16 protein-coding genes and 2 pseudogenes are annotated in these 19,696 nt (G+C 71.4%); 6 read left to right on the top strand and 12 right to left on the bottom strand.

Going from position 1 to position 19,696, the window contains the following annotated elements; translation table 11 throughout:
• Positions 1–11: 11 nt before the first annotated feature.
• The 3 genes and pseudogenes from ACGFZQ_RS23060 to ACGFZQ_RS23050 all read right to left on the bottom strand — a co-directional run.
• The gene (locus tag ACGFZQ_RS23060; RefSeq protein ID WP_393841869.1) at positions 12–2,165 is read right to left on the bottom strand and encodes a 3-hydroxyacyl-CoA dehydrogenase NAD-binding domain-containing protein; all 2,154 of its coding nucleotides are present in this window, start codon (positions 2,163–2,165) and stop codon (positions 12–14) included.
• Positions 2,162–3,379 carry a thiolase family protein gene (locus ACGFZQ_RS23055; RefSeq protein ID WP_393841868.1) on the bottom strand — a complete coding sequence of 406 codons (1,218 nt, stop codon included), beginning with the start codon at positions 3,377–3,379 and terminating at the stop codon, positions 2,162–2,164. Before ACGFZQ_RS23055 ends, ACGFZQ_RS23060 begins: the two co-directional genes overlap by 4 nt.
• A gap of 197 nt (positions 3,380–3,576) precedes the next feature.
• A pseudogene (locus ACGFZQ_RS23050) lies at positions 3,577–3,811 on the bottom strand (LacI family transcriptional regulator); the annotation flags it as partial.
• Here ACGFZQ_RS23050 and ACGFZQ_RS23045 point away from each other — a divergent pair.
• A pseudogene (locus ACGFZQ_RS23045) lies at positions 3,789–4,283 on the top strand (carbohydrate ABC transporter permease); the annotation flags it as partial. The pseudogenes ACGFZQ_RS23050 and ACGFZQ_RS23045 sit on opposite strands and share 23 nt — an antisense overlap.
• Here the strand turns inward: ACGFZQ_RS23045 and ACGFZQ_RS23040 are convergent.
• Complete coding sequence (locus ACGFZQ_RS23040) at positions 4,250–4,456, bottom strand: hypothetical protein (protein ID WP_393841867.1); 207 nt, start codon at positions 4,454–4,456, stop codon at positions 4,250–4,252. The pseudogene ACGFZQ_RS23045 and the gene ACGFZQ_RS23040 overlap by 34 nt on opposite strands.
• 68 nt (positions 4,457–4,524) lie before the next feature.
• Entirely contained in the window at positions 4,525–5,772 is a 1,248-nt protein-coding gene (locus ACGFZQ_RS23035) for a hypothetical protein (protein WP_393841866.1), read from the bottom strand.
• Between the two features lie 851 nt (positions 5,773–6,623).
• On the opposite strand from ACGFZQ_RS23035, the gene ACGFZQ_RS23030 reads away from it, so the two are divergent.
• Positions 6,624–7,397 (top strand): TetR family transcriptional regulator, encoded by a 774-nt coding sequence (locus ACGFZQ_RS23030; protein WP_393841865.1) that lies wholly within the window; start codon positions 6,624–6,626, stop codon positions 7,395–7,397.
• Between the two features lie 121 nt (positions 7,398–7,518).
• On the opposite strand, the gene ACGFZQ_RS23025 is transcribed toward ACGFZQ_RS23030, so the two are convergent.
• The 3 genes from ACGFZQ_RS23025 to ACGFZQ_RS23015 all read right to left on the bottom strand — a co-directional run bounded on the left by ACGFZQ_RS23025 (position 7,519) and on the right by ACGFZQ_RS23015 (position 10,638).
• Positions 7,519–8,799 (bottom strand): HRDC domain-containing protein, encoded by a 1,281-nt coding sequence (locus ACGFZQ_RS23025; protein WP_393841864.1) that lies wholly within the window; start codon positions 8,797–8,799, stop codon positions 7,519–7,521.
• 181 nt (positions 8,800–8,980) lie between these two features.
• Complete coding sequence (locus tag ACGFZQ_RS23020; protein WP_351710385.1) at positions 8,981–9,643, bottom strand: response regulator transcription factor; 663 nt, start codon at positions 9,641–9,643, stop codon at positions 8,981–8,983.
• Positions 9,644–9,960: 317 nt separating this feature from the next.
• On the bottom strand, positions 9,961–10,638 hold the full coding sequence (locus tag ACGFZQ_RS23015) for a DUF3000 domain-containing protein (RefSeq protein WP_382538276.1): 678 nt from the start codon (positions 10,636–10,638) through the stop codon (positions 9,961–9,963).
• Between the two features lie 108 nt (positions 10,639–10,746).
• Between ACGFZQ_RS23015 and hemE the strand changes: the two genes are divergently transcribed.
• On the top strand, positions 10,747–11,814 hold the full coding sequence (hemE, locus tag ACGFZQ_RS23010) for a uroporphyrinogen decarboxylase (protein WP_393841863.1): 1,068 nt from the start codon (positions 10,747–10,749) through the stop codon (positions 11,812–11,814).
• 9 nt (positions 11,815–11,823) lie between these two features.
• Here the strand turns inward: hemE and ACGFZQ_RS23005 are convergent, their stop codons facing one another.
• Entirely contained in the window at positions 11,824–12,648 is an 825-nt protein-coding gene (locus tag ACGFZQ_RS23005; RefSeq protein ID WP_351729014.1) for a rhomboid family intramembrane serine protease, read from the bottom strand.
• A 167-nt stretch (positions 12,649–12,815) separates the two neighbouring features.
• Between ACGFZQ_RS23005 and ACGFZQ_RS23000 the strand changes: the two genes are divergently transcribed.
• A complete protein-coding gene (locus ACGFZQ_RS23000; RefSeq protein ID WP_351710377.1) occupies positions 12,816–13,082 on the top strand; it encodes a hypothetical protein in 267 nt (88 codons plus the stop codon).
• Between the two features lie 104 nt (positions 13,083–13,186).
• On the opposite strand, the gene ACGFZQ_RS22995 is transcribed toward ACGFZQ_RS23000, so the two are convergent.
• Both ACGFZQ_RS22995 and ACGFZQ_RS22990 read right to left on the bottom strand, forming a co-directional pair.
• The gene (locus ACGFZQ_RS22995; RefSeq protein ID WP_393841862.1) at positions 13,187–14,578 is read right to left on the bottom strand and encodes an FAD-dependent oxidoreductase; all 1,392 of its coding nucleotides are present in this window, start codon (positions 14,576–14,578) and stop codon (positions 13,187–13,189) included.
• Positions 14,579–14,615: 37 nt separating this feature from the next.
• Positions 14,616–15,494: a DUF4349 domain-containing protein gene (locus ACGFZQ_RS22990; protein WP_393841861.1), complete on the bottom strand. Its 879-nt coding sequence runs from the start codon at positions 15,492–15,494 to the stop codon at positions 14,616–14,618.
• A gap of 155 nt (positions 15,495–15,649) precedes the next feature.
• Between ACGFZQ_RS22990 and hemG the strand changes: the two genes are divergently transcribed.
• Together hemG and hemQ are read left to right on the top strand one after the other, a co-directional pair.
• The gene (gene hemG, locus ACGFZQ_RS22985) at positions 15,650–17,224 is read left to right on the top strand and encodes a protoporphyrinogen oxidase (protein ID WP_393841860.1); all 1,575 of its coding nucleotides are present in this window, start codon (positions 15,650–15,652) and stop codon (positions 17,222–17,224) included.
• 5 nt (positions 17,225–17,229) lie between these two features.
• Entirely contained in the window at positions 17,230–17,961 is a 732-nt protein-coding gene (gene hemQ / locus ACGFZQ_RS22980; protein WP_351729024.1) for a hydrogen peroxide-dependent heme synthase, read from the top strand.
• Positions 17,962–17,967: 6 nt separating this feature from the next.
• On the opposite strand, the gene ACGFZQ_RS22975 is transcribed toward hemQ, so the two are convergent.
• Positions 17,968–19,605, bottom strand: a complete 1,638-nt coding sequence (locus ACGFZQ_RS22975) for an alpha/beta hydrolase (protein WP_393841859.1) — start codon at positions 19,603–19,605, stop codon at positions 17,968–17,970.
• Positions 19,606–19,696: the final 91 nt, after the last annotated feature.

Below are 19,696 nucleotides of genomic sequence, written 5' to 3'. Positions count from 1 at the left end.
GCCGCCGGCCGTTACGCCGGGACCGACGCCACACCCGGCGCCAGGAACTTCTTGCCGTTCACGCGCTCGGAGACACCCTCGCGGTCCAGGTACGGCGTGATGCCGCCCAGGTGGAAGGGCCAGCCGGCGCCCGTGATCAGGCAGAGGTCGATGTCCTGCGCCTCGGCGACGACACCCTCGTCGAGCATCAGCCCGATCTCCTGGGCGACGGCGTCCAGGACGCGGTCACGGACCTGCTCCTCGGTGAGGACCACATCGCCCTGCTTGAGCAGCGCGGCGACCTCGGGGTCCAGCTCCGGCTTCCCGCTGTCGTACACGTAGAAGCCGCGCTTGCCCGCCTTGACGACGGCCGCGAGGTTCGGGGAGACCGTGAAGCGGTCCGGGAAGGCCCGGTTGAGGGTCTCCGAGACGTGCAGGCCGATGGCGGGACCGACCAGCTCCAGGAGCACCAGCGGGGACATCGGCAGACCGAGCGGCTCGACCGCCTTCTCCGCGACCTCGACCGGGGTGCCCTCGTCGATGACGTTCTGGATCTCGCCCATGAAGCGGGTGAGGATGCGGTTGACGACGAACGCCGGGGCGTCCTTCACCAGCACCGCGGTCTTCTTCAGCTTCTTGGCGACGGCGAACGCGGTGGCCAGCGACGCGTCGTCGGTCTGCTCGCCGCGCACGATCTCCAGGAGCGGGAGGATCGCGACCGGGTTGAAGAAGTGGAAGCCCACGACCCGCTCGGGGTTCTTGAGCTTCGACGCCATCTCCGTCACCGACAGCGAGGAGGTGTTGGTGGCGAGGATCGCGTGCGCCGGGGCGACCGCCTCGACCTCCGCGAACACCTGCTGCTTGACGCCGATCTCCTCGAACACGGCCTCGATGATGAAGTCCGCGTCCGCGAAGCCCTCGGCCTTGTCCAGCACACCGGTGACCAGGGCCTTGAGGCGGTTGGCCTTGTCCTGGTTGATCCGGCCCTTGCCGAGCAGCTTCTCGATCTCGGCGTGGACGTAGCCCACACCCTTGTCGACGCGCTCCTGGTCGATGTCGGTCAGCACGACCGGCACCTCCAGGCGGCGCAGGAAGAGCAGGGCGAGCTGCGAGGCCATCAGACCGGCGCCGACGACACCGACCTTGGTGACCGGACGCGCCAGGTTCTTGTCCGGCGCACCGGCGGGCCGCTTGCCGCGCTTCTGCACCAGGTTGAACGCGTAGATGCCGGCGCGCAGTTCACCGCCCATGATCAGGTCGGCGAGCGCCAGGTCCTCGGCGTCGTACCCCTGCTGGAGGTCGCCGTTCTTGGCGGCGGCGATGATGTCCAGGGCGCGGTAGGCGGCCGGGGCGGCGCCGTGCACCTTGGAGTCCGCGATGAAGCGGCCCTTGGCGACGGCCTGGTCCCAGGCCTCACCACGGTCGATCACCGGGCGCTCGACCTCGATGTCGCCCTTCAGTACCTGGGCGGTCCAGATCAGCGACTGCTCCAGGAAGTCGGCGCCCTCGAAGATCGCGTCGGCGATCCCGAGGTCGAAGACCTGCTGGCCCTTGAGCTGCTTGTTCTGGTTGAGGCTGTTCTCGATGATGACCGAGACGGCCTTGTCGGCACCGATCAGGTTCGGCAGCAGCGCGCAGCCGCCCCAGCCCGGGACCAGACCGAGGAACACCTCGGGCAGCGAGAACGCCGGGATGGCCTTGGAGACGGTCCGGTACTTGCAGTGCAGACCGACCTCGACGCCACCGCCCATGGCGGCACCGTTGTAGTACGCGAAGGTCGGCACCGCGAGGCCCGACAGCCGCTTGAAGACCTCGTGGCCGCCCTTGCCGATGGCGAGCGCGTGCTCGTGCTCCTTGAGGAGCTCGACGCCCTTCAGGTCCGCGCCGACGGCGAAGATGAACGGCTTGCCGGTGATACCGACACCGACGATCGCGCCGTCGGCCGCCTCCTTCTCGACCTGGTCGATGGCGGTGTTCAGGTTCGCCAGCGAGGCCGGGCCGAAGGTGGTCGGCTTGGTGTGGTCCAGGCCGTTGTCCAGGGTGATCAGCGCGAAGCGGCCGCCCGTGGCGGAGCCGCTATCAGATGCTGTGGACGGCAGGTCGAAGTGGCGTACGTGCGCCGACGTCACGACCTCGTCGGGGAACAGGTCCGAGGCCTGCTTCAGAAGCTCGGCGGTGGTGCTCACTTGTCCCCCTCGAAGTGCGGGTTCTCCCAGATGACCGTCGCGCCCATGCCGAAGCCGACGCACATGGTGTTCAGGCCGTAGCGGACGTTCGGGTGCTCCTCGAACTGGCGGGCCAGCTGCGTCATCAGACGCACGCCGGAGGAGGCCAGCGGGTGACCGAAGGCGATGGCGCCGCCGTACTGGTTGACGCGCTCGTCGTCGTCCGCGATGCCGTAGTGGTCGAGGAAGGCCAGCACCTGCACGGCGAAGGCCTCGTTGATCTCGAACAGACCGATGTCGGAGATGCTCAGCCCGGCCTGGGCGAGCGCCTTCTCGGTGGCCGGGATCGGGCCGTAGCCCATGACCTCGGGCTCGACACCGGCGAAGGAGTACGACACGAGCCGCATCTTGACCGGCAGGTTGTTCTCGCGGGCGAAGTCCTCGCCGGCGATCAGCGAGGCGGTGGCGCCGTCGTTCAGACCGGCCGCGTTACCGGCGGTGACCCGGCCGTGCACACGGAACGGCGTCTTCAGACCCGACAGGTTCTCCAGGGTGGTCCCCGGCCGCATCGGCTCGTCGGCGGTGACCAGACCCCAGCCGGTCTCGCCGCCCTCGGGGCTGGTCCGGCGCACCGAGATCGGGACCAGGTCGGCCTGGATCTTGCCGTTGGCGTACGCCTTGGCGGCCTTCTCCTGCGAACGCACCGCGTATTCGTCGGCACGCAGCTTGGTGATCCCCGGGTAGCGGTCGTGCAGGTTCTCGGCGGTCATGCCCATGAACAGCGCCGACTCGTCGACCAGCTTCTCGCTGACGAACCGCGGGTTCGGGTCGACGCCCTCGCCCATCGGGTGGCGGCCCATGTGCTCGACACCGCCGGCGATGGCGATGTCGTACGCGCCGAAGGCGACGGAACCGGCGACCGTGGTGACGGCGGTCAGCGCGCCGGCGCACATCCGGTCGATGGAGTAGCCGGGCACGGAGGTCGGCAGGCCCGCGAGAATGCCCGCGGTACGGCCGATGGTCAGACCCTGGTCACCGATCTGGGTGGTCGCGGCGATGGCGACCTCGTCGATCTTCTTGGTGTCCAGCCCGGGGTTGCGGCGCAGCAGCTCCCGGATCGCCTTCACGACGAGGTCGTCGGCACGGGTCTCGTGGTAGATGCCCTTCGGGCCCGCCTTGCCGAACGGGGTACGGACGCCGTCGACGAAGACGACATCCCTGACGGTACGAGGCACGATTGGCTCTCCTCCAGGGTGCGGGATGGCACTGCTGCATGCGCTGAGCGCGCGCTCAGGGCCCATGCTACTTATGAGTAACGTGACTGCCCACCCCTGACGGTCGGAGCGGCGAAGGTCACATGTGCTGCAGCGCCCCTTCAGGGGTGCGGGGCTGTATCGATATGCGGCTCCGCCGCGTGGGCGCGACCTGCCGGCCGCAGCAGCAGCGAGCAGGAGCGCTCGGTCAGCACATTCTCCACGCCCGAGATGAACCCCGTGTAGAAGGGGTCGAGCCCGGTAGCCCGGTATCGGCGCGGGCCGGCAGATCGCGAGCCCTACTACGTCCACCCGCGCTCCGGCCGGCGATCGCGCCGTAGTGTTCGGCACCCGGCCCAGCTTCCGGGCCGCCGCGAAGATCCGGTCCCGTGTCGCCTCCGCGCTGGTCCCCGGGGTGACCACCCAGGTGGCCACCTTCCAGATCGTCAACAGCTTCGGCCTCTTGGACACCCGCTGGGCGCCGGTCGCCCTCTCCATGGGCACGGACATCGTCTCGATCTACATCTTCCTGCAGTTCGTCCGCTCGATCCCGATCTCCCTGGACGAGTCGGCCCGGCTGGACCGCGCGAACGCGTTCACCATCTACCGCCGGATCATCCTGCCCCTGCTGTAACCGGCGACGGCGACCGTCGTCATCGTGAAGGGCATAGCCGTCTGCAACGACTTCTACATCCCCTTCCTCTACATGCCGTCCCAGAATCTTGGCGTGATCTCGACGTCCCTGTTCCGCTTCCGCGGCCCCTACGGAGCCCACTGGGAGATCATCTCGGCGGGAGCGATCCTGGTGATCCTGCCGACGCTGGTCGTCTTCCTGTGCCTGCAGTGCTTCACCTACAACGGCTTCATGCGGCGAGCGACGCGGTGAGCGCCCCGCAGCGCCGTGGTCGGGTGCGGGTCGGAGTGCCGTACGGCCAGCTCCAGGATGCGGGCGTTCCGCGCCATCAGGCGTGGGCCGTGCGGGCCTGATGCGCGGACGGGGCGGTCGTCCGGGGCGTGGGCGGGGCGGGCGGCGGCCCGGGGCCGGGGGGATGTGAGCACGAGGGTTCCTCTCGGGTGGTGGTGTGCGCAGGAGGAGGGCCGTGGGATCACGGACGGCCCGGAGAGCGTCATCCGTGGTGCTCCAGCGCGCGGATGACGCGGTAGTCCCGTTCGATGGCCCGCGGCTCGCTGCTGCTGAGCACGGCCTCGGCGGACACGGGGGCACCCGGCGTGCGGATCTCGCTCGCCGCGACCACGGTGGGCAGCGCGCGCAGGACGGCTCCCAGCCACGGGGCGATCCCGGCGGCCGGACGCAGGTGCACCCGCACGATGTGCTGTCCGCTCGGAGCGGGCGTGCACCGGGCGCCGGCGGCCGGCGGTATCCAGGCGCCCAGCGCGTCGGCGGCGCGGTTGCGGCCGGTCGCCGCCCGCAGCGCTTCGTCGGCCGGCGTCACGACGGGCGCCGCCAGCGCGCACATCACCAGCAACTCCTCATCGGCGCCGTACGCGAGCCGGGTGGTGACCGGGCCGCACACCACGCCGAGCGCGTCGAGCGCCCGGATGGTGCGCAGCGCGAGGGTCTGTGCCGGCGGGCTGCCCGGAGGGAGCAGATCGGTACGGTCCGGTCGGCCGTCACCGGTGTGGACGTCCGCCCACAGGTCGGTGACGACGTGTTCGGGGCGGCCGTCCGGGCCCGGACGGGTGGCGGTGTTGACCGTGTACTGCAGCCGGGAGGGCCGCTCGCTCAGCACCAGGTGCGCGCTGCCGGAGTGCTGCACGGCCGCGTGCCGCATGGCCGGCCAGGCAGTGTTGATCTGGCGCTCGTCTCCGCACTCCACCGGGTCGACCGGGGTTCCGGTGGCCGCCGGGGCGAGCAGGTAGCCGGGCCCGGGGCGGGTCCGCGCCCAGGCCACGGCGTCGGCCGGACTCGTCGTGCGGATGCCCCGCAGAGCGGGGATCCCGGCCCGTGCCAGGCGGTCCGCCTGCGCCCCGCGGTCGTACCTCAGCGGTGAGCACGCCGGATCGGCGCCGGGAAGGCCGAGCTGCCAGGCGATCCGCTCGGCCAGCTCGATGCCCCCGCTGCTGCCCGCGACGACGGCCGACACCCCCAGCGCCCGCAGCGCCTTGACCGTCTGCCGGACGCCGCGGTGCACGACCGTGCCGGTGTATCCGACGGGTACCGGCGAGCTCTGGTATGCCGGTGGCCGCAGGCGGCGCTCCGGGACGACGGCCACCGTCCGCCAGCCGTGCCGGGCGAACGCCCGTGGATACGGGACCCCGCCGTCGTAGGGGGCGATCACCGCCGCGGTGCCGGCGGCGGGGTCGGTCCCTACGACGGTCGCGGCGAGGGCGGCGGGGATGGCGGGGGTGGTCATCGGTGCGAGCTCCCAAGCGGACGGGTGTGAGGCCGAAGCGGGTCAGCGGGTGCGGGCGGGCAACCGGCCGCCGGGGTTACTCACGCGCACGTGACGGACGAGGACGAGGCAATTGCGTCGGGTATCCGCGCCTTTACTCCACGGATGCCGACCACAGGGGCTGTAACCGAATGCGGATCGCGTCGCGGACGAAGCCGGGCCGTACAGCGACGCCGATGGCTCGGCGGACTTCGTCCGAACGCGATCGGAATGCATGTGCCCCCCGTGCGGATGGGTGTGACGGGACGGCGGGTCCGCTGGACCGCTCGACCCGTCGTACGACGCCACCCGGTCTTGTTGGGACCAGTCGGTCTCTTCTGCTGTGACCGTCTTCCTCCGCAGGGAGAGGCCGGTTCGCGTCCTCGGAGTGCAGGACGGTCTGGACGGCTCCCGGGATGTGGCCAGTGACAGAAGGGACTGCCTGGTCTGTTGTGCCGGCGCCAAGTCTGGAACTCGGACGCTGTGACGTCAAGCAAACGTCGGTCGCAGTGCCGCCAGGGCGTCGAATGCGGGCGGGAGCCCGCATTCCGCTTAACGGGGGAGGTCATGGCCGAAAGGCGGTAGGAGCCCTTACGTACGTCTGATGCCGTACGGCGGTCCTCCGTGGGCGCGGACCAACCCTTCCGGCGCCACGCACCGGCTCTGACCCCTCGGGGTAGTATCGGGAGGCTGATTTACGCGTACGCGGTATTTTCCGGCTTGTCGTGAAGTCCTGGAATTCCTTGGCCCGAGAATGTGGTGCGGTTTTTCAGGGCTTCGAGAAAACTCGCGGGGGCGGGCAACCGGCGAACGGGACTCGAAGGCGAGATCGAATGAGCAACCTGCGTAGGCCGCGACGACGGCAGCAACGCGCCATTGACACGAGGCAGCGAATCCTCGACAGCGCCGGCGCGCTCTTCGTGGCGGACAGTTACGAAGGGACTTCGGTAAGCGACCTGATTACCGCCGCGCGGACGAGCAAGGGGGCCTTCTACCGGCACTTCCCCGGCGGAAAGCTCGAAGTGGCGTCGGCCATCATGGAGGACACACTGAGCATGGACGGGCTGCAGAAGCAGCGAATCATGCTCCAGGAACTGGTCGACATAGGCATGATCCTGGCCCATCGCATCTCCAGGGAGAGCGCTCTCCAGGCCGCCTTGATGCTGTCGTTCCACGGCACTGCACCAGAAACCTACGGAACGCCCTGGCCGGACTGGATCGTGTTCAACACAGGGCAGTTGACCGAGGCCCGGCGACGAGGGGAGCTGAAACCCTTCGTCGATCTGGAGGAACAGGCACACCAGGTCGCGGGGGCCTGGGCCGGATTGGTGCTGATCTCGAACACCCTCGATCGGCACATGGGGAACGTCGAGGCGCGGGTCTCGCGCATGTACCGCAATCTGGTGACCGCGATCGCGGTTCCGGAACTCCTGCCGGAGATCGACTTCTCGGTGGACCGGGGCAAGAACCTGTACGCCGCGTTCCTCGAAGGCGCATCCGACCCGGACCTGCCGCCGGGCGAACCGGCGGACGAACTACCGGATCAGGACGAGGCACCCGAAGAACTCGAAGAGCCCTCGGAGCACGCCGGCGAACTCCTGGACTAGAAGCGGGACCACCGCGGACATCGGCTCTTCAGCAGTGCCTTGATGCACGCTGGAGGGCCGAGTCCGGAGCTCCCGCGCCGGTACCCGGCGAGCCGGCGAGGGAACGGCCCGGGGGACCGGCCTAGGCGGACAGCGCCGTCACGAGTGCCGTCGTCACCTGCTCCACCTGCCACGGCCGCGCGCCGTACCCCGCCAGAGTCGCTCCCACCGTCTCGGCGTCCATGACCTTCGGCGGCTCCCAGCAGAGCCTGCGCACCGAGTCCGGCGCGATCAGGTTCTCCTGCGGCATGTTGAGCTGCTCGGCCAGCGCCGACACCGCGGCCCGCGCCGCGGACAGCCGGGCCGCCGCCTCGGGATCCTTGTCGGCCCACGCCCGCGGCGGGGGCGGCCCCGTCACCGGCTGCCCCGGCAGCGGCAGCCCGGCGTCCGGCAGCGCCTTGGCCCGGTCCACCGCCGCCTGCCACTGCTCCAGCTGCCGCCGCCCCATCCGGTGTCCGAAGCCGTTCAGCCCCGAGAGGGCGTGCACGTTCGCCGGCAGCGCGAGCGCGACCTCCACGATCGCCGCGTCACTGAGCACCTTGCCGGGCGACACATCCCGCTTCTGTGCGATCCGGTCCCGCGTCTGCCACAGCTCCCGCACCACGCCCAGCTGCCGGCGTCGACGCACCTTGTGCATCCCCGACGTCCGGCGCCAGGGATCCTTTCGCGGCTCGGCCGGCGGCGCGGACGCGATCGCGTCGAACTCCTGCCGTGCCCACTCCAGCTTGCCCTGCCGGTCCAGCTCCTTCTCCAGGGCGTCCCGCAGATCCACCAGCAGCTCGACGTCGAGCGCCGCGTACCGCAGCCATGGCTCGGGCAGCGGCCGGGTCGACCAGTCGACGGCGGAGTGGCCCTTTTCGAGGACGAAGCCGAGGACGCTCTCGACCATCGCGCCGAGTCCGACCCGCGGGAAGCCGGCCAGCCGCCCGGCCAGCTCGGTGTCGAACAGGCTGCCGGGCATCATGCCTATCTCGCGCAGACAGGGCAGATCCTGGGTGGCCGCGTGCAGCACCCACTCGACGCCGGCCAGCGCCTCGCCGAGGCCGGAGAGATCGGGGCAGGCGACGGGGTCGATCAGCGCGGTCCCGGCGCCCTCGCGGCGCAGCTGGACGAGGTAGGCGCGCTGCCCGTAGCGGTAGCCGGACGCGCGCTCGGCGTCGACGGCGACGGGACCGGAGCCGGCGGCGAACGCGGCGATCACCCGGGCGAGCGCGTCCTCGTCCGCGACCACGGGCGGAATGCCCTCACGCGGCTCCAGCAGGGGAGTCGGCGCCCCCGTCACAGAAGATCCGGCGTCGTCCGGAGGAGTGCCCCCGGTGGTGCGCAGTGAACTGTCTGCTGCGGTGTCTTGGGCGTCGGTCACATGTCAAGGGTATCTGTGTGTGGACGGCACCCGTCGACGGAACGTTCCGTCGACGGGCACCTGAGGGTCGTAAACCAGTCAGGTCGGTGAAAGATCAGGTCCACGAGCGGGGGACGACAGGGGGACGACGCGGCAGCGGACCAGCGGCCGATCCGGTTCACGTCGGTGAACTCGCGACCGGTCAGTGGATGATGCCGGTGCGCAGGGCGACGGCGACCATGCCGGCGCGGTCGCCCGTGCCGAGCTTGCGGGCGATGCGGGCGAGGTGGCTCTTGACGGTGAGGGCGGACAGGCCCATCGAGACGCCGATCGCCTTGTTCGACTGGCCCTCCGCGACCAGCCGGAGCACCTCGACCTCACGGCCGGAGAGCTCGCGGTAGCCACCCGGGTGGTTCGGGGCACCCGGGGGGCGGCGGTGCATGCGGGCGGCGGCGGAACCGATGGGGGCGGCGCCCGGCCGGGTGGGGAGCCCGATGTTGGTGCGGGTGCCGGTGACGACGTAGCCCTTGACCCCGCCGGCCAGGGCGTTGCGCACGGCGCCGATGTCGTCGGCGGCGGACAGGGCCAGGCCGTTGGGCCAGCCCGCGGCACGGGTCTCCGACAGGAGGGTCAGGCCGGAGCCGTCGGGGAGGTGGACGTCGGCGACGCAGATGTCGCGGGGGTTGCCGATGCGGGGACGAGCCTCCGCGATGGACGAGGCTTCGATGACATCGCGCACGCCGAGCGCCCACAGGTGGCGGGTGACGGTGGAGCGGACGCGCGGGTCGGCCACGACCACCATGGCGGTGGGCTTGTTCGGGCGGTAGGCGACCAGGCTTGCGGGCTGCTCGAGGAGAACGGACACCAGGCCTCCTGGGGTGGGGGACGGGGGCCGGCTTGTGGGGAAGAAGCCGGGACGAACCGTGCTTTCAAGGTCACAGTCGTCTTCGGCATCAAACCCGTCCGCCTTTAGAGAATGATCACGATCTGGTGAGTAACAATACGTGCAATTCGGACACGCGATCGATCATCCGAAGATCGAATCGGTTCGGGCCGTTGTCGTACGGGACAGAAAGTGGCCGTATCGACAAAGAGATGGTCAACGAAGGGTGAGTCGACGGGACTCGGGTGGACGAGTCCTCCGTCAATGTCGGACATGACGGAAATAGCGGGGCGGGGTGGCTAGCGCGCCTGCGGGTCGCGGCGCTGCGGCAGCGTGACCACCGAGGCGTCTCCGGGGGCGGCCGGCGGCAGTCCCGCGACCTGCGCCAGCAGGTCGCACCAGGAAGCGAGGTGCGCCGCCGTGTCCGGAACCCCGGTGCGGCCCTCCCGGGGCGTCCAGGAGGCCCGGATCTCGATCTGCGAGGCGGCGGGGCGCTCGGACAGCCCGCCGAAGTAGTGCGAACTCGCCCGGGTGACGGTCCCGCTCGGCTCCCCGTACGACAGACCGCGCGCCTGCAGGGCACCGGTGAGCCACGACCAGCAGACGTCCGGCAGCAGCGGATCGGCCGCCATCTCCGGCTCCAGCTCCGCGCGCACCAGCGTGACCAGCCGGAACGTGCCACGCCAGGCGTCGTGCCCGGCCGGGTCGTGCAGCAGTACCAGACGGCCGTCGGCGAGGTCCTGCTCGCCGTCGACCACCGCCGCCTCCACGGCGTACGCGAACGGGGCCAGACGCTGCGGTGCGGGCGTCGGCTCCACCTCGACCTGCGGCCGCAGCCGTGCGCCGCGCAGCGCGTCGACCGCGGCCCGGAAGGCCGGTGGCGCCGTACTCCCCGTATGTCCCTCGCCCTCCCCGTTGTCCTTCCCCTCGCCCATCCCGCCAGCGCCGTCCGACAGTCGTCCCTGAGCCGCAGCCATGCGGGGAAGAGTAAGGGGAACGACGCCTTCGCGCAGGGAGAGACACCACCTAAGGACCACGTAAGGGCGCGGCCGGGTCGGCTTCCGGGGCGTGCGAGACTTGCCGTCGTGAGTGCGAACGGAAGCCCAGCGGGCCAGCAGCCGACAGCGACGTACGACAGTGCCTTCCTGAAGGCGTGCAGGCGTGAACCCGTGCCGCACACCCCCGTGTGGTTCATGCGGCAGGCCGGTCGCTCGCTGCCGGAGTTCCGCAAGGTGCGCGAGGGCATCCCCATGCTGGAGTCGTGCACGCGGCCCGAGCTGGTCGCCGAGATCACACTCCAGCCCGTCCGCCGGCACAACGTGGACGCGGCCGTCTACTACAGCGACATCGTGGTCCCGCTCAAGGCCATCGGCGTAGACCTCGACATCAAGCCCGGCGTCGGCCCGGTCGTCGAGCGCCCGATCCGCACCCGCGCCGACCTCGCCCAGCTCCGCGACCTGACCCCCGATGACGTCTCCTACGTCACCGAGGCGATCGGCCTGCTCACCGCCGAGCTCGGCCCGACCCCGCTGATCGGCTTCGCCGGCGCCCCGTTCACCCTCGCGAGCTACCTCGTCGAGGGCGGCCCCTCCCGCACGTACGAGAACGCCAAGGCGATGATGTACGGCGACCCGGAGCTCTGGGCCGACCTGCTCGACCGCCTCGCCGACATCACGGCCGCGTTCCTCAAGGTGCAGATCGAGGCCGGCGCCTCCGCCGTCCAGCTCTTCGACTCCTGGGCCGGCGCGCTGGCCCCCGCCGACTACCGCCGCTCGGTACTGCCCGCCTCCGCGAAGGTCTTCGAGGCCGTCGCCGGGTACGGCGTCCCGCGCATCCACTTCGGCGTCGGCACCGGCGAACTGCTGGGGCTCATGGGCGAGGCCGGCGCGGACGTCGTCGGCGTCGACTGGCGGGTCCCGCTCGACGAGGCCGCCCGCCGTGTCGGCCCCGGCAAGGCGCTCCAGGGCAACATCGACCCGACCGTCCTGTTCGCCGGCAAGGACGCGGTGGAGACGAAGGCACGCGAGGTGCTCGACGCGGCCGCCGGTCTCGAGGGCCATGTCTTCAACCTCGGCCACGGCGTGATGCCGTCCACCGACCCGGACGCGCTGACCCGGCTGACCGAGTACGTCCACACCGAGACGGCCCGCTGACCCCGTCCGCTACCAGCCGTGCCGGGGCCGGGCCCGCCTGCCGAACAGCAGGCCGCGCGGTTCCGGCGGCGGGGGCGTGCCCGGCTTGAGCGGCCAGGCGAGCAGCATGCCCACGAGGAAGCCGACGATGTGCGCCGCGTACGCCACCGTGCCCGCGTCGGAGACGCCCTCGCCGGACGAGTACACCGCCTGGAGCACGAACCAGAAGCCCAGCACCAGCCAGGCCGGCAGCCGCAGCGGCAGGAAGACCAGGAACGGGACCAGCACCCAGACCCTGGCCTTCGGGTAGAGGACGAGATAGGCGCCCAGGACGCCGGCGATCGCGCCGGACGCGCCGATCAGCGGGTCCGCCGAGGTGTCGTTGAGGAGCGCGAAGCCGTAGCCGGCCGCGTAGCCGCAGACGACGTAGAAGAGGAAGTACCGGACGTGGCCCATCCGGTCCTCGACGTTGTTGCCGAAGATCAGCAGGAACAGCATGTTGCCCAGCAGATGCAGCCAACTGCCGTGCAGGAACATCGCCGTGAAGACGGACAGCACCGGCGACTTGTCGTAGGAGGGCGGGCCGACGACGCAGCCGGGGCCGTTCTGGCCGATGCCCACGGCGCCGGTCGGGACCAGCCCCGGCAACTGATGGTGGATCAGCTCTCTGGGGACCGCCGCGTAGTGGTCCGTGAAGGCCTGCAGATGGCACAGCTGTGCCAGATCGCTGCCGCCGGCCACGGAGCCGGCTATGCCGGGCGTGAAGAGGAAGACGAGGACGTTCGCGGCGATGAGCGCGTACGTCACGTACGGCGTGCGCCGCACCGGATTGACGTCATGGACGGGGATGACCACAGCTGACTAGTGCCCAGGGCGGGGGCGCCCGAAGCGCGGAGCGGCTCGGTGAACGTCGGCACGCGCGGGTGCGTATGTCCTTGCGACCGATGAGCTTCAGGTGATGTTTCAGGCGATGTGAGGATCAGGCGATGAACGAGCGGGTTGCTTCCCAGGGGTTCCCTCCCATGCAGGCCATGCCCGACGGCGAGGCGGAGATCTCTCTTGTGGTGCGGCTTCCCTGGGAGGACGTGGCACGGCTCGGCCAGGAGGCAGGGCGGCTGGCGGCGCAGATGCAGCGGCCGGTGACGCTGGACGAGGCGGTGAGCAACCGGCTGCGGTCGACCCGGCCGGCGGCGGCGCACGCGCGGCCGGGGGCCGAGCAGCCGGCTGCCGCGGCTGCGCCGGGTGGTGCGGGGGTGACTTCGTTGCCGAGGATCAGCGGGACGGCTTGATCGTCGTCGCGGGGTGCGGGTGCGCTGTGGCTGGTCGCGCCCGCGCGGCGGTAGCCGCATGTCGACACAGCCCCGCGCCCCTGGACAAGTGACCGCGCCCTCTTTCAGGAAGTCCCCTTGCGTACCTTGGCCGACGCCTTTCTCGCCGCCACCAGTACGGGGTCCCACACCGGTGAGAACGGGGGTGCGTAGCCCAGGTCCAGGGCCGTCATCTGGTCCACCGTCATTTTTGCCGTCAGGGCCACCGCCGCGATGTCGACCCGCTTGCCCGCGCCCTCCCGCCCCACGATCTGCATGCCGAGGAGGCGTCCCGTGCGGCGTTCCGCGAGCATCTTGACCGTCATCGGGTTCGCGCCGGGGTAGTAGCCGGCGCGACTCGTGGACTCGATGGTGACCGCCTCGAACCGGAGGCCCACCCGCCGGGCGTCCTTCTCGCGCAGGCCGGTGCGGGCGATCTCCAGGTCGCAGACCTTGCTCACCGCCGTGCCGACGACACCCGGGAACGTGGCGTAGTCGCCGCCCACGTTGGTGCCGATGACCTGGCCGTGCTTGTTGGCGTGGGTGCCCAGCGGGATGTACTGCTCCTGGCCCGAGACCAGGTTCAGGACCTCCACGCAGTCGCCGCCCGCCCAGATGTCCTGGTGGCCGCGGACCCGCATCGCCAGGTCGGTCAGCAGGCCGCCGTGCTCGCCGACGGGCAGGCCCGCCGCCTGGGCGAGGCTCGTCTCCGGGCGCACGCCGATGCCCAGGATCACCACGTCCGCCGGGTACTCGCCGTCCTCCGTGGCCACCGCGCGGACGCTGCCGTCCTGGCCGGTGAGCACCTTGGTGACCTCGGCGTCGTTGACCATGGTGATGCCGAGGCCCTCCATCGCCTCGTGCACCAGGCGGCCCATGTCCGGGTCGAGCGTGGACATGGGCTCGCTGCCGCGGTTGACGACCGTCACCTCGTAGCCCCGGCTGATCATCGCCTCGGCCATCTCGACGCCGATGTAGCCGGCGCCGACGACCACGGCACGCCGGCCACGCGTGCGTGCCAGCGTGTCGAGCAGGGCCTGGCCGTCGTCGAGGGTCTGCACACCGTGCACCCCCGGCGCGTCCGCGCCCGGCATGTCGGGGCGGATCGGGCGGGCGCCGGTCCCGATGACGAGCTTGTCGTACGACGTCCAGGACTCGGCGCCGGAATCGACGTCACGCGCGCGTACCCGCTTCCCGGCCACGTCGATCTCCGTGACCTCCGTGCGCATCCGCAGATCGATGTCCCGGGACCGGTGCTCCTCGGGCGTGCGGGCGATCAGACGGTCCCGCTCCGCCACGTCACCGCCGACCCAGTACGGGATGCCGCACGCCGAGTAGGAGCTGAAGTGGCCGCGCTCGAAGGCCACGATCTCCAGCTCGTCCGGTCCCCGCAGCCGGCGTGCCTGGGACGCCGCGGACATGCCCGCGGCGTCCCCGCCGATCACCACCAGTCGTTCCCGTCCACCGCTCATGTCCATGCGAACACGCTACGGGGCGAGGGAATTTCGGGCGTGCTCAGGCCTCCCCACCGGGCGTACGGCGCCGGCGTACGACCCGCCACCACAGGAACGCGACCAGGGCCGCCAGTGCCGCGAACGGCAGGGCCGCGCCCAGCGCCAGGGCGATCCAGCGCAGCATCGTGACGAAGACGTGCCAGCCGCCGGCCAGCGCGTCCACGAACCCGGGAGTGTCGTCCTTCGCGGCCTTCTTCACCGGCGTCTCGGTGAGCGACAGCGTGATGGTGGCCAGGCTGGTGCGGTCCTTCAGGGACGCCTGCTGGGCGAGCAGCGCCTCCAGGTCGGCCTCCCGGCTGCTCAACTCCCCTTCCAGGGTGACCACGTCACTGAGCTTGGTGGCCCGGTCCATCAGTTCGCGGACCCGGGCCACGCTGGCCCGCTGCGACTTGATGCGGCTGTCCACGTCCACCACCTGGTCGGTGACGTCCTGGGCCTTCGCGGTGCGGTCGAGCAGCTTGCCCGCGCCCTGGAGGTCGGTGAGCACCTCGTCGTACTTCTCGGTGGGGACCCGGAGGACCACGCGGGTGCGTTCGTGGCCCTGGGAGCCCCGGGTGGTGGTCTCGTTGCCGACGTAGCCGCCGGCGTTCTCGGTCGTGGTGCGGGCCTCGTCGAGGGCCTTGGGCACGTCCTTGACCTGCACGGTCAGGGAGGCGGTGCGGATGATGTGGTTGACCGTGAGCGTGGGGGCCTTGTCGGTGCCCCTGCCGCTGCTCTCCTTGGCGCCTGCCGAGCCCGCCGCGTCCTGGGCCGTGCTGCCCAGGTCGGCCTTGGAGTCGCCGGCGGACCCGCCGGAGTCGTCACCGGCGCCGCAGCCGGTGAGGACGAGCGCGCAGGCGAGCAGCAGGCCGGCGAGGACGGGTCGTACGGGATGTCGCATGGTTTCCCCCGGGGGACGTGATGACTGATGCTCCTTCGACGCCGGGGCGGGGCCGGACGTTTGGCCGCGGTGATCCCGATGCGGTCACGGTCCGGACGCGTACGGGTCACCGGGCCCGGGCGGGAGTGTCAGAGGGGTCTGAGAGAGTGGGGGTCATGAGCGCAACGGTTACGGGCACGGGGCGGCACGTCGTGGTCATCGGCGCCGGGATCGCGGGGCTCGCCGCGGCCCACCGGCTGCTGGAGCGCGGCGTGCGCGTGACCGTGCTGGAGGCCTCGGAGAGAGTCGGCGGCAAGCTGCTGCCCGGCGAGATCGCGGGTGTGCGGGTCGACCTGGGCGCCGAGTCGATGCTGGCCCGCCGGCCCGAGGCGGTCGCCCTCGCGCGCGAGGTGGCGCTGGGCGACCGGCTGCGGCCGCCGGCCACCGCCACGGCCTCGATCTGGACCCGGGGTGCCCTGCGCCCCATGCCCAAGGGCCACGTCATGGGCGTCCCCGGCACCGCCGCCGCCCTGTCCGGTGTGCTGTCCGAGGAGGGCCTCGCGCGGATCGAGCGCGACGCCGACCTGCCCCGCACCGAGGTCGGCGACGACGTGGCGGTGGGGGAGTACGTGGCCGGGCGGCTCGGCCGGGAGGTCGTCGACCGGCTCGTCGAGCCGCTGCTCGGCGGGGTCTACGCGGGCGACGCGTACCGCATCTCGATGCGCTCGGCGGTCCCGCAGCTCTACCAGGCCGCCAGGACGCACGACTCGCTGACCGAGGCCGTCCGCGAGATCCAGGCCAAGGCGGCCGCCAACCAGCAGACGGGCCCGGTGTTCATGGGCATCGAGGGCGGCGTCGGCACCCTGCCGCTCGCGGTGGCCGACTCGGTGCGGGCACGCGGGGGCGAGATCGTCACCGGGGCACCCGTGACCGAACTGCGCAGGGTGGGACCGGGCACGGCGCGGGACTTCGGCCACGACGGCTCACCGGCCGGCGGATCCGGCCCCGCGCGGGCGGGCGCCGGGGCGGCGGATCACGGGGACCGCCAGGCGGGCCGCGGCGGCCCGGGCACCGGGTGGCGGGTCGTCGCCGGTGACCGGGTGCGGTACGCGGACGCCGTGATCGTCGCCGTCCCGGCTCCCGTCGCCGCCCGCCTGCTGCGTGCCGAGGCGCCCGCCGCCGCGGCCGAACTGGCCGCCGTCGAGTACGCCTCGATGGCCCTGATCACCCTCGCCTACCGTCGTGCCGACCTCGCCCTTCCCGAGGGCAGCGGCTTCCTGGTGCCGCCCGTCGACGGCCGCACCATCAAGGCCGCCACCTTCGCCTCCCAGAAGTGGGGCTGGATCGCCGACGAGGACCCGGACGTCGTCGTGCTGCGCACCTCGGTCGGGCGGTACGGCGAGACGGAGGTGCTGGGACGCGCGGACGGCGACCTCGTCGACGTCTCCCGGCACGACCTGCGCGCCGCCACCGGCCTGGCCGCGGACCCCCTCGCCACCCGTGTCACCCGCTGGACCGACGGCCTGCCCCAGTACCCCGTCGGCCACCACGCGCGCGTGGCCCGCGTCCGCGAGCACGTCGCCGGACTCCCGGGCCTGGCGGTCTGCGGCGCCCAGTACGACGGGGTGGGCATCCCCGCCTGCATCGCGAGCGCGTACGCGGCGGTCGACCAGCTGGGCGGTGACCTGGCGGCGGTGCGGGAGCTCACCGCCAACCCGGTGCAGAGCCTGCACGGCGGAGCGGGAGAATAAGGACCATGAGTGACGACGCCCCCACCACCGCCCCCGAGCGGATCCCGAACAAGGGCAAGCTGGCCAAGGACCTCAACGAGGTCATCCGCTACACCCTGTGGTCGGTCTTCAAGCTGAAGGACGTGCTGCCCGAGGACCGCACGGGCTACGCCGACGAGGTCCAGGAGCTGTTCGACCAGCTCGCCGCCAAGGACGTGACCGTGCGCGGCACCTACGACCTCTCCGGTCTGCGCGCCGACGCGGACCTGATGATCTGGTGGCATTCCGAGGACAGCGACCAGCTCCAGGAGGCGTACAACCTCTTCCGCCGCACGAGGCTGGGCCGTGCCCTCACGCCGGTCTGGTCGAACATGGCGCTGCACCGCCCCGCCGAGTTCAACCGCTCGCACATCCCGGCCTTCCTCGCCGACGAGACGCCGCGCAACTACGTCAGCGTGTACCCGTTCGTCCGCTCGTACGACTGGTACCTGCTGCCCGACGAGGACCGCCGCCGGATGCTCGCCGACCACGGCAAGATGGCCCGCGGCTACCCGGACGTGCGCGCCAACACGGTCGCCTCGTTCTCGCTCGGCGACTACGAGTGGATCCTGGCCTTCGAGGCCGACGAGCTGCACCGCATCGTCGACCTCATGCGTCATCTGCGCGCCTCCGAGGCCCGGATGCACGTCCGCGAGGAGGTCCCCTTCTACACGGGCCGCCGCAAGGACGTCGCGGAGCTGGTCGCGGGCCTCGCCTGACGACGCTCAGCGCCGGCCGGTCTTGCCCTTCAGGGAGTCCCGCAGCTTCTTCTGCGGGGCGTGGCCGGCCGGCTTCGGCTCCGGGTGCCCCGTGCAGGACGCCCGCCGGTCCGGGAGCCGGCCCTCCAGCAGGTAGGCCTCCAGATAGCCGTTGACGCACTTGTTGGGGCCGCCGCCGATGCCGTGGGTGCCCGCGTCCCGCTCGGTCACCAGCACCGAGTCGGCCAGCCGCCGGTTCATCTCCAACGCGCCCGCGTAGGGCGTGGCCGCGTCCCGCTCCGCCTGCAGGATCAGCGTCGGCGGCAGCTCACCGGGACCCGTCCGGACGTCGAGGGCCTTCTGCCGGGGCACCGGCCAGTAGGCGCAGGGCAGGTTCATGAAGGCGTTGTCCCAGGTCTCGAACGGCGCCACCCGCGCCAGCCGGGTGTTGTCCCGGTCCCAGGTCCTGAAGTCCGTCGGCCAGGCCGCGTCGTTGCACTCGACGGCCGTGTAGACCGCGTTGCCGTTCTCCGCCGCGGCGGCCGTCGCCGGCGTCGGCGCCGCCAGCCGGACCAGCGGCTTCGCGTCCCCCTTCAGGAACTTCGACAGCGCCTCCGCGCGGCTCGGCCAGTAGTCGTCGTAGTACCCGGCCGACAGGAACGCGCCCTGCAGCTGCCCCGGTCCGACCTTCCCGCCGGCCGCCTTCTTGGCCAGCCGCTTGCTCGCCCGGTCGTAACTCGCCTGCACCTTCGCGGCCGTGTCACCCAGCCCGTACACGTCGTCGTGCCTGGCGATCCACTCCCGGTAGTCCGCCCAGCGGCTCTCGAACGCGGCCGACTGCTCCAGGTTGGAGCGGTACCAGATCTGCGCCGGGTCCGGGTTCACCGCCGAGTCCAGCACCATCCGCCGTACGTGCGAGGGGAACAGGGTGGCGTACAGCGCGCCGAAGTAGGTGCCGTAGGAGGCGCCCATGAAGGTCAGCCGGTTCTCGCCGAGCCCGGCGCGCAGCACGTCCAGGTCACGCGCGTTGTTGAGCGAGGTGAAGTACCTCAGCCTGCTCCCGGACCGCTTGAGGCAGCCGCGCGCGTACGCCTTCGCCTCCGCGACCCGTGCCTTCTTGTACGCCGCCGAGGGGTGCGCCGGTGACGGGGAGGGCGCCTTGAAGAACCGCTTGGGGTCCACACAGGACAGCGGCGCCGAACGGTCCACCCCGCGAGGGGCGTAGCCGACCAGGTCGTAGGCGGCGGCCAGACGCTTCCACTCGGGCAGTGCGCCGACCATCGGGAAGGCCATGCCGGAGGCACCGGGGCCGCCTGGGTTGTAGACCAGGGTGCCCTGCCGGGGCACCTTGCGCTTGCTGTTGTGCGGGTCCTTGTGGGTGGCCCGTACCCGGCTGACGGTCAGTCTGATCTGCTTGCCGTCCGGATGCGCGTAGTCCAGCGGGACGCTCAGCGTGCCGCACTGGAAGGTGCTCGGGAAGTCCAGGCCCGCGGCGCACTTGCCGAAGTCGATGCCCTCCGCGCGCGCCCGGGCGGCGGCCACGGCGGTACCGCGCAGTTCGGTGGTCGCCGCGTCCGGGACGCGGGGTGCGCTCCCGGCCGGGGCGGCGGCCAGGGTGGTCAGGATCAGGGACCCGGCTGCCGAATACAGGACGGGGGCTCTCATGGCGTATCCCTTTCGGTGCGGTCGCTGCGTGGCGCGGCAGCAACGGCACCGCAGCGACTGCACGGCAGCAGTAAAAGGGATATTTCGACCG

The organism is Streptomyces sp. NPDC048254 (assembly GCF_043201895.1).
GTDB lineage: Bacteria > Actinomycetota > Actinomycetes > Streptomycetales > Streptomycetaceae > Streptomyces.
The sequence above is the reverse complement of the archived record's forward strand: the minus strand, read 5'-3'. Positions and strand labels throughout refer to the sequence as shown.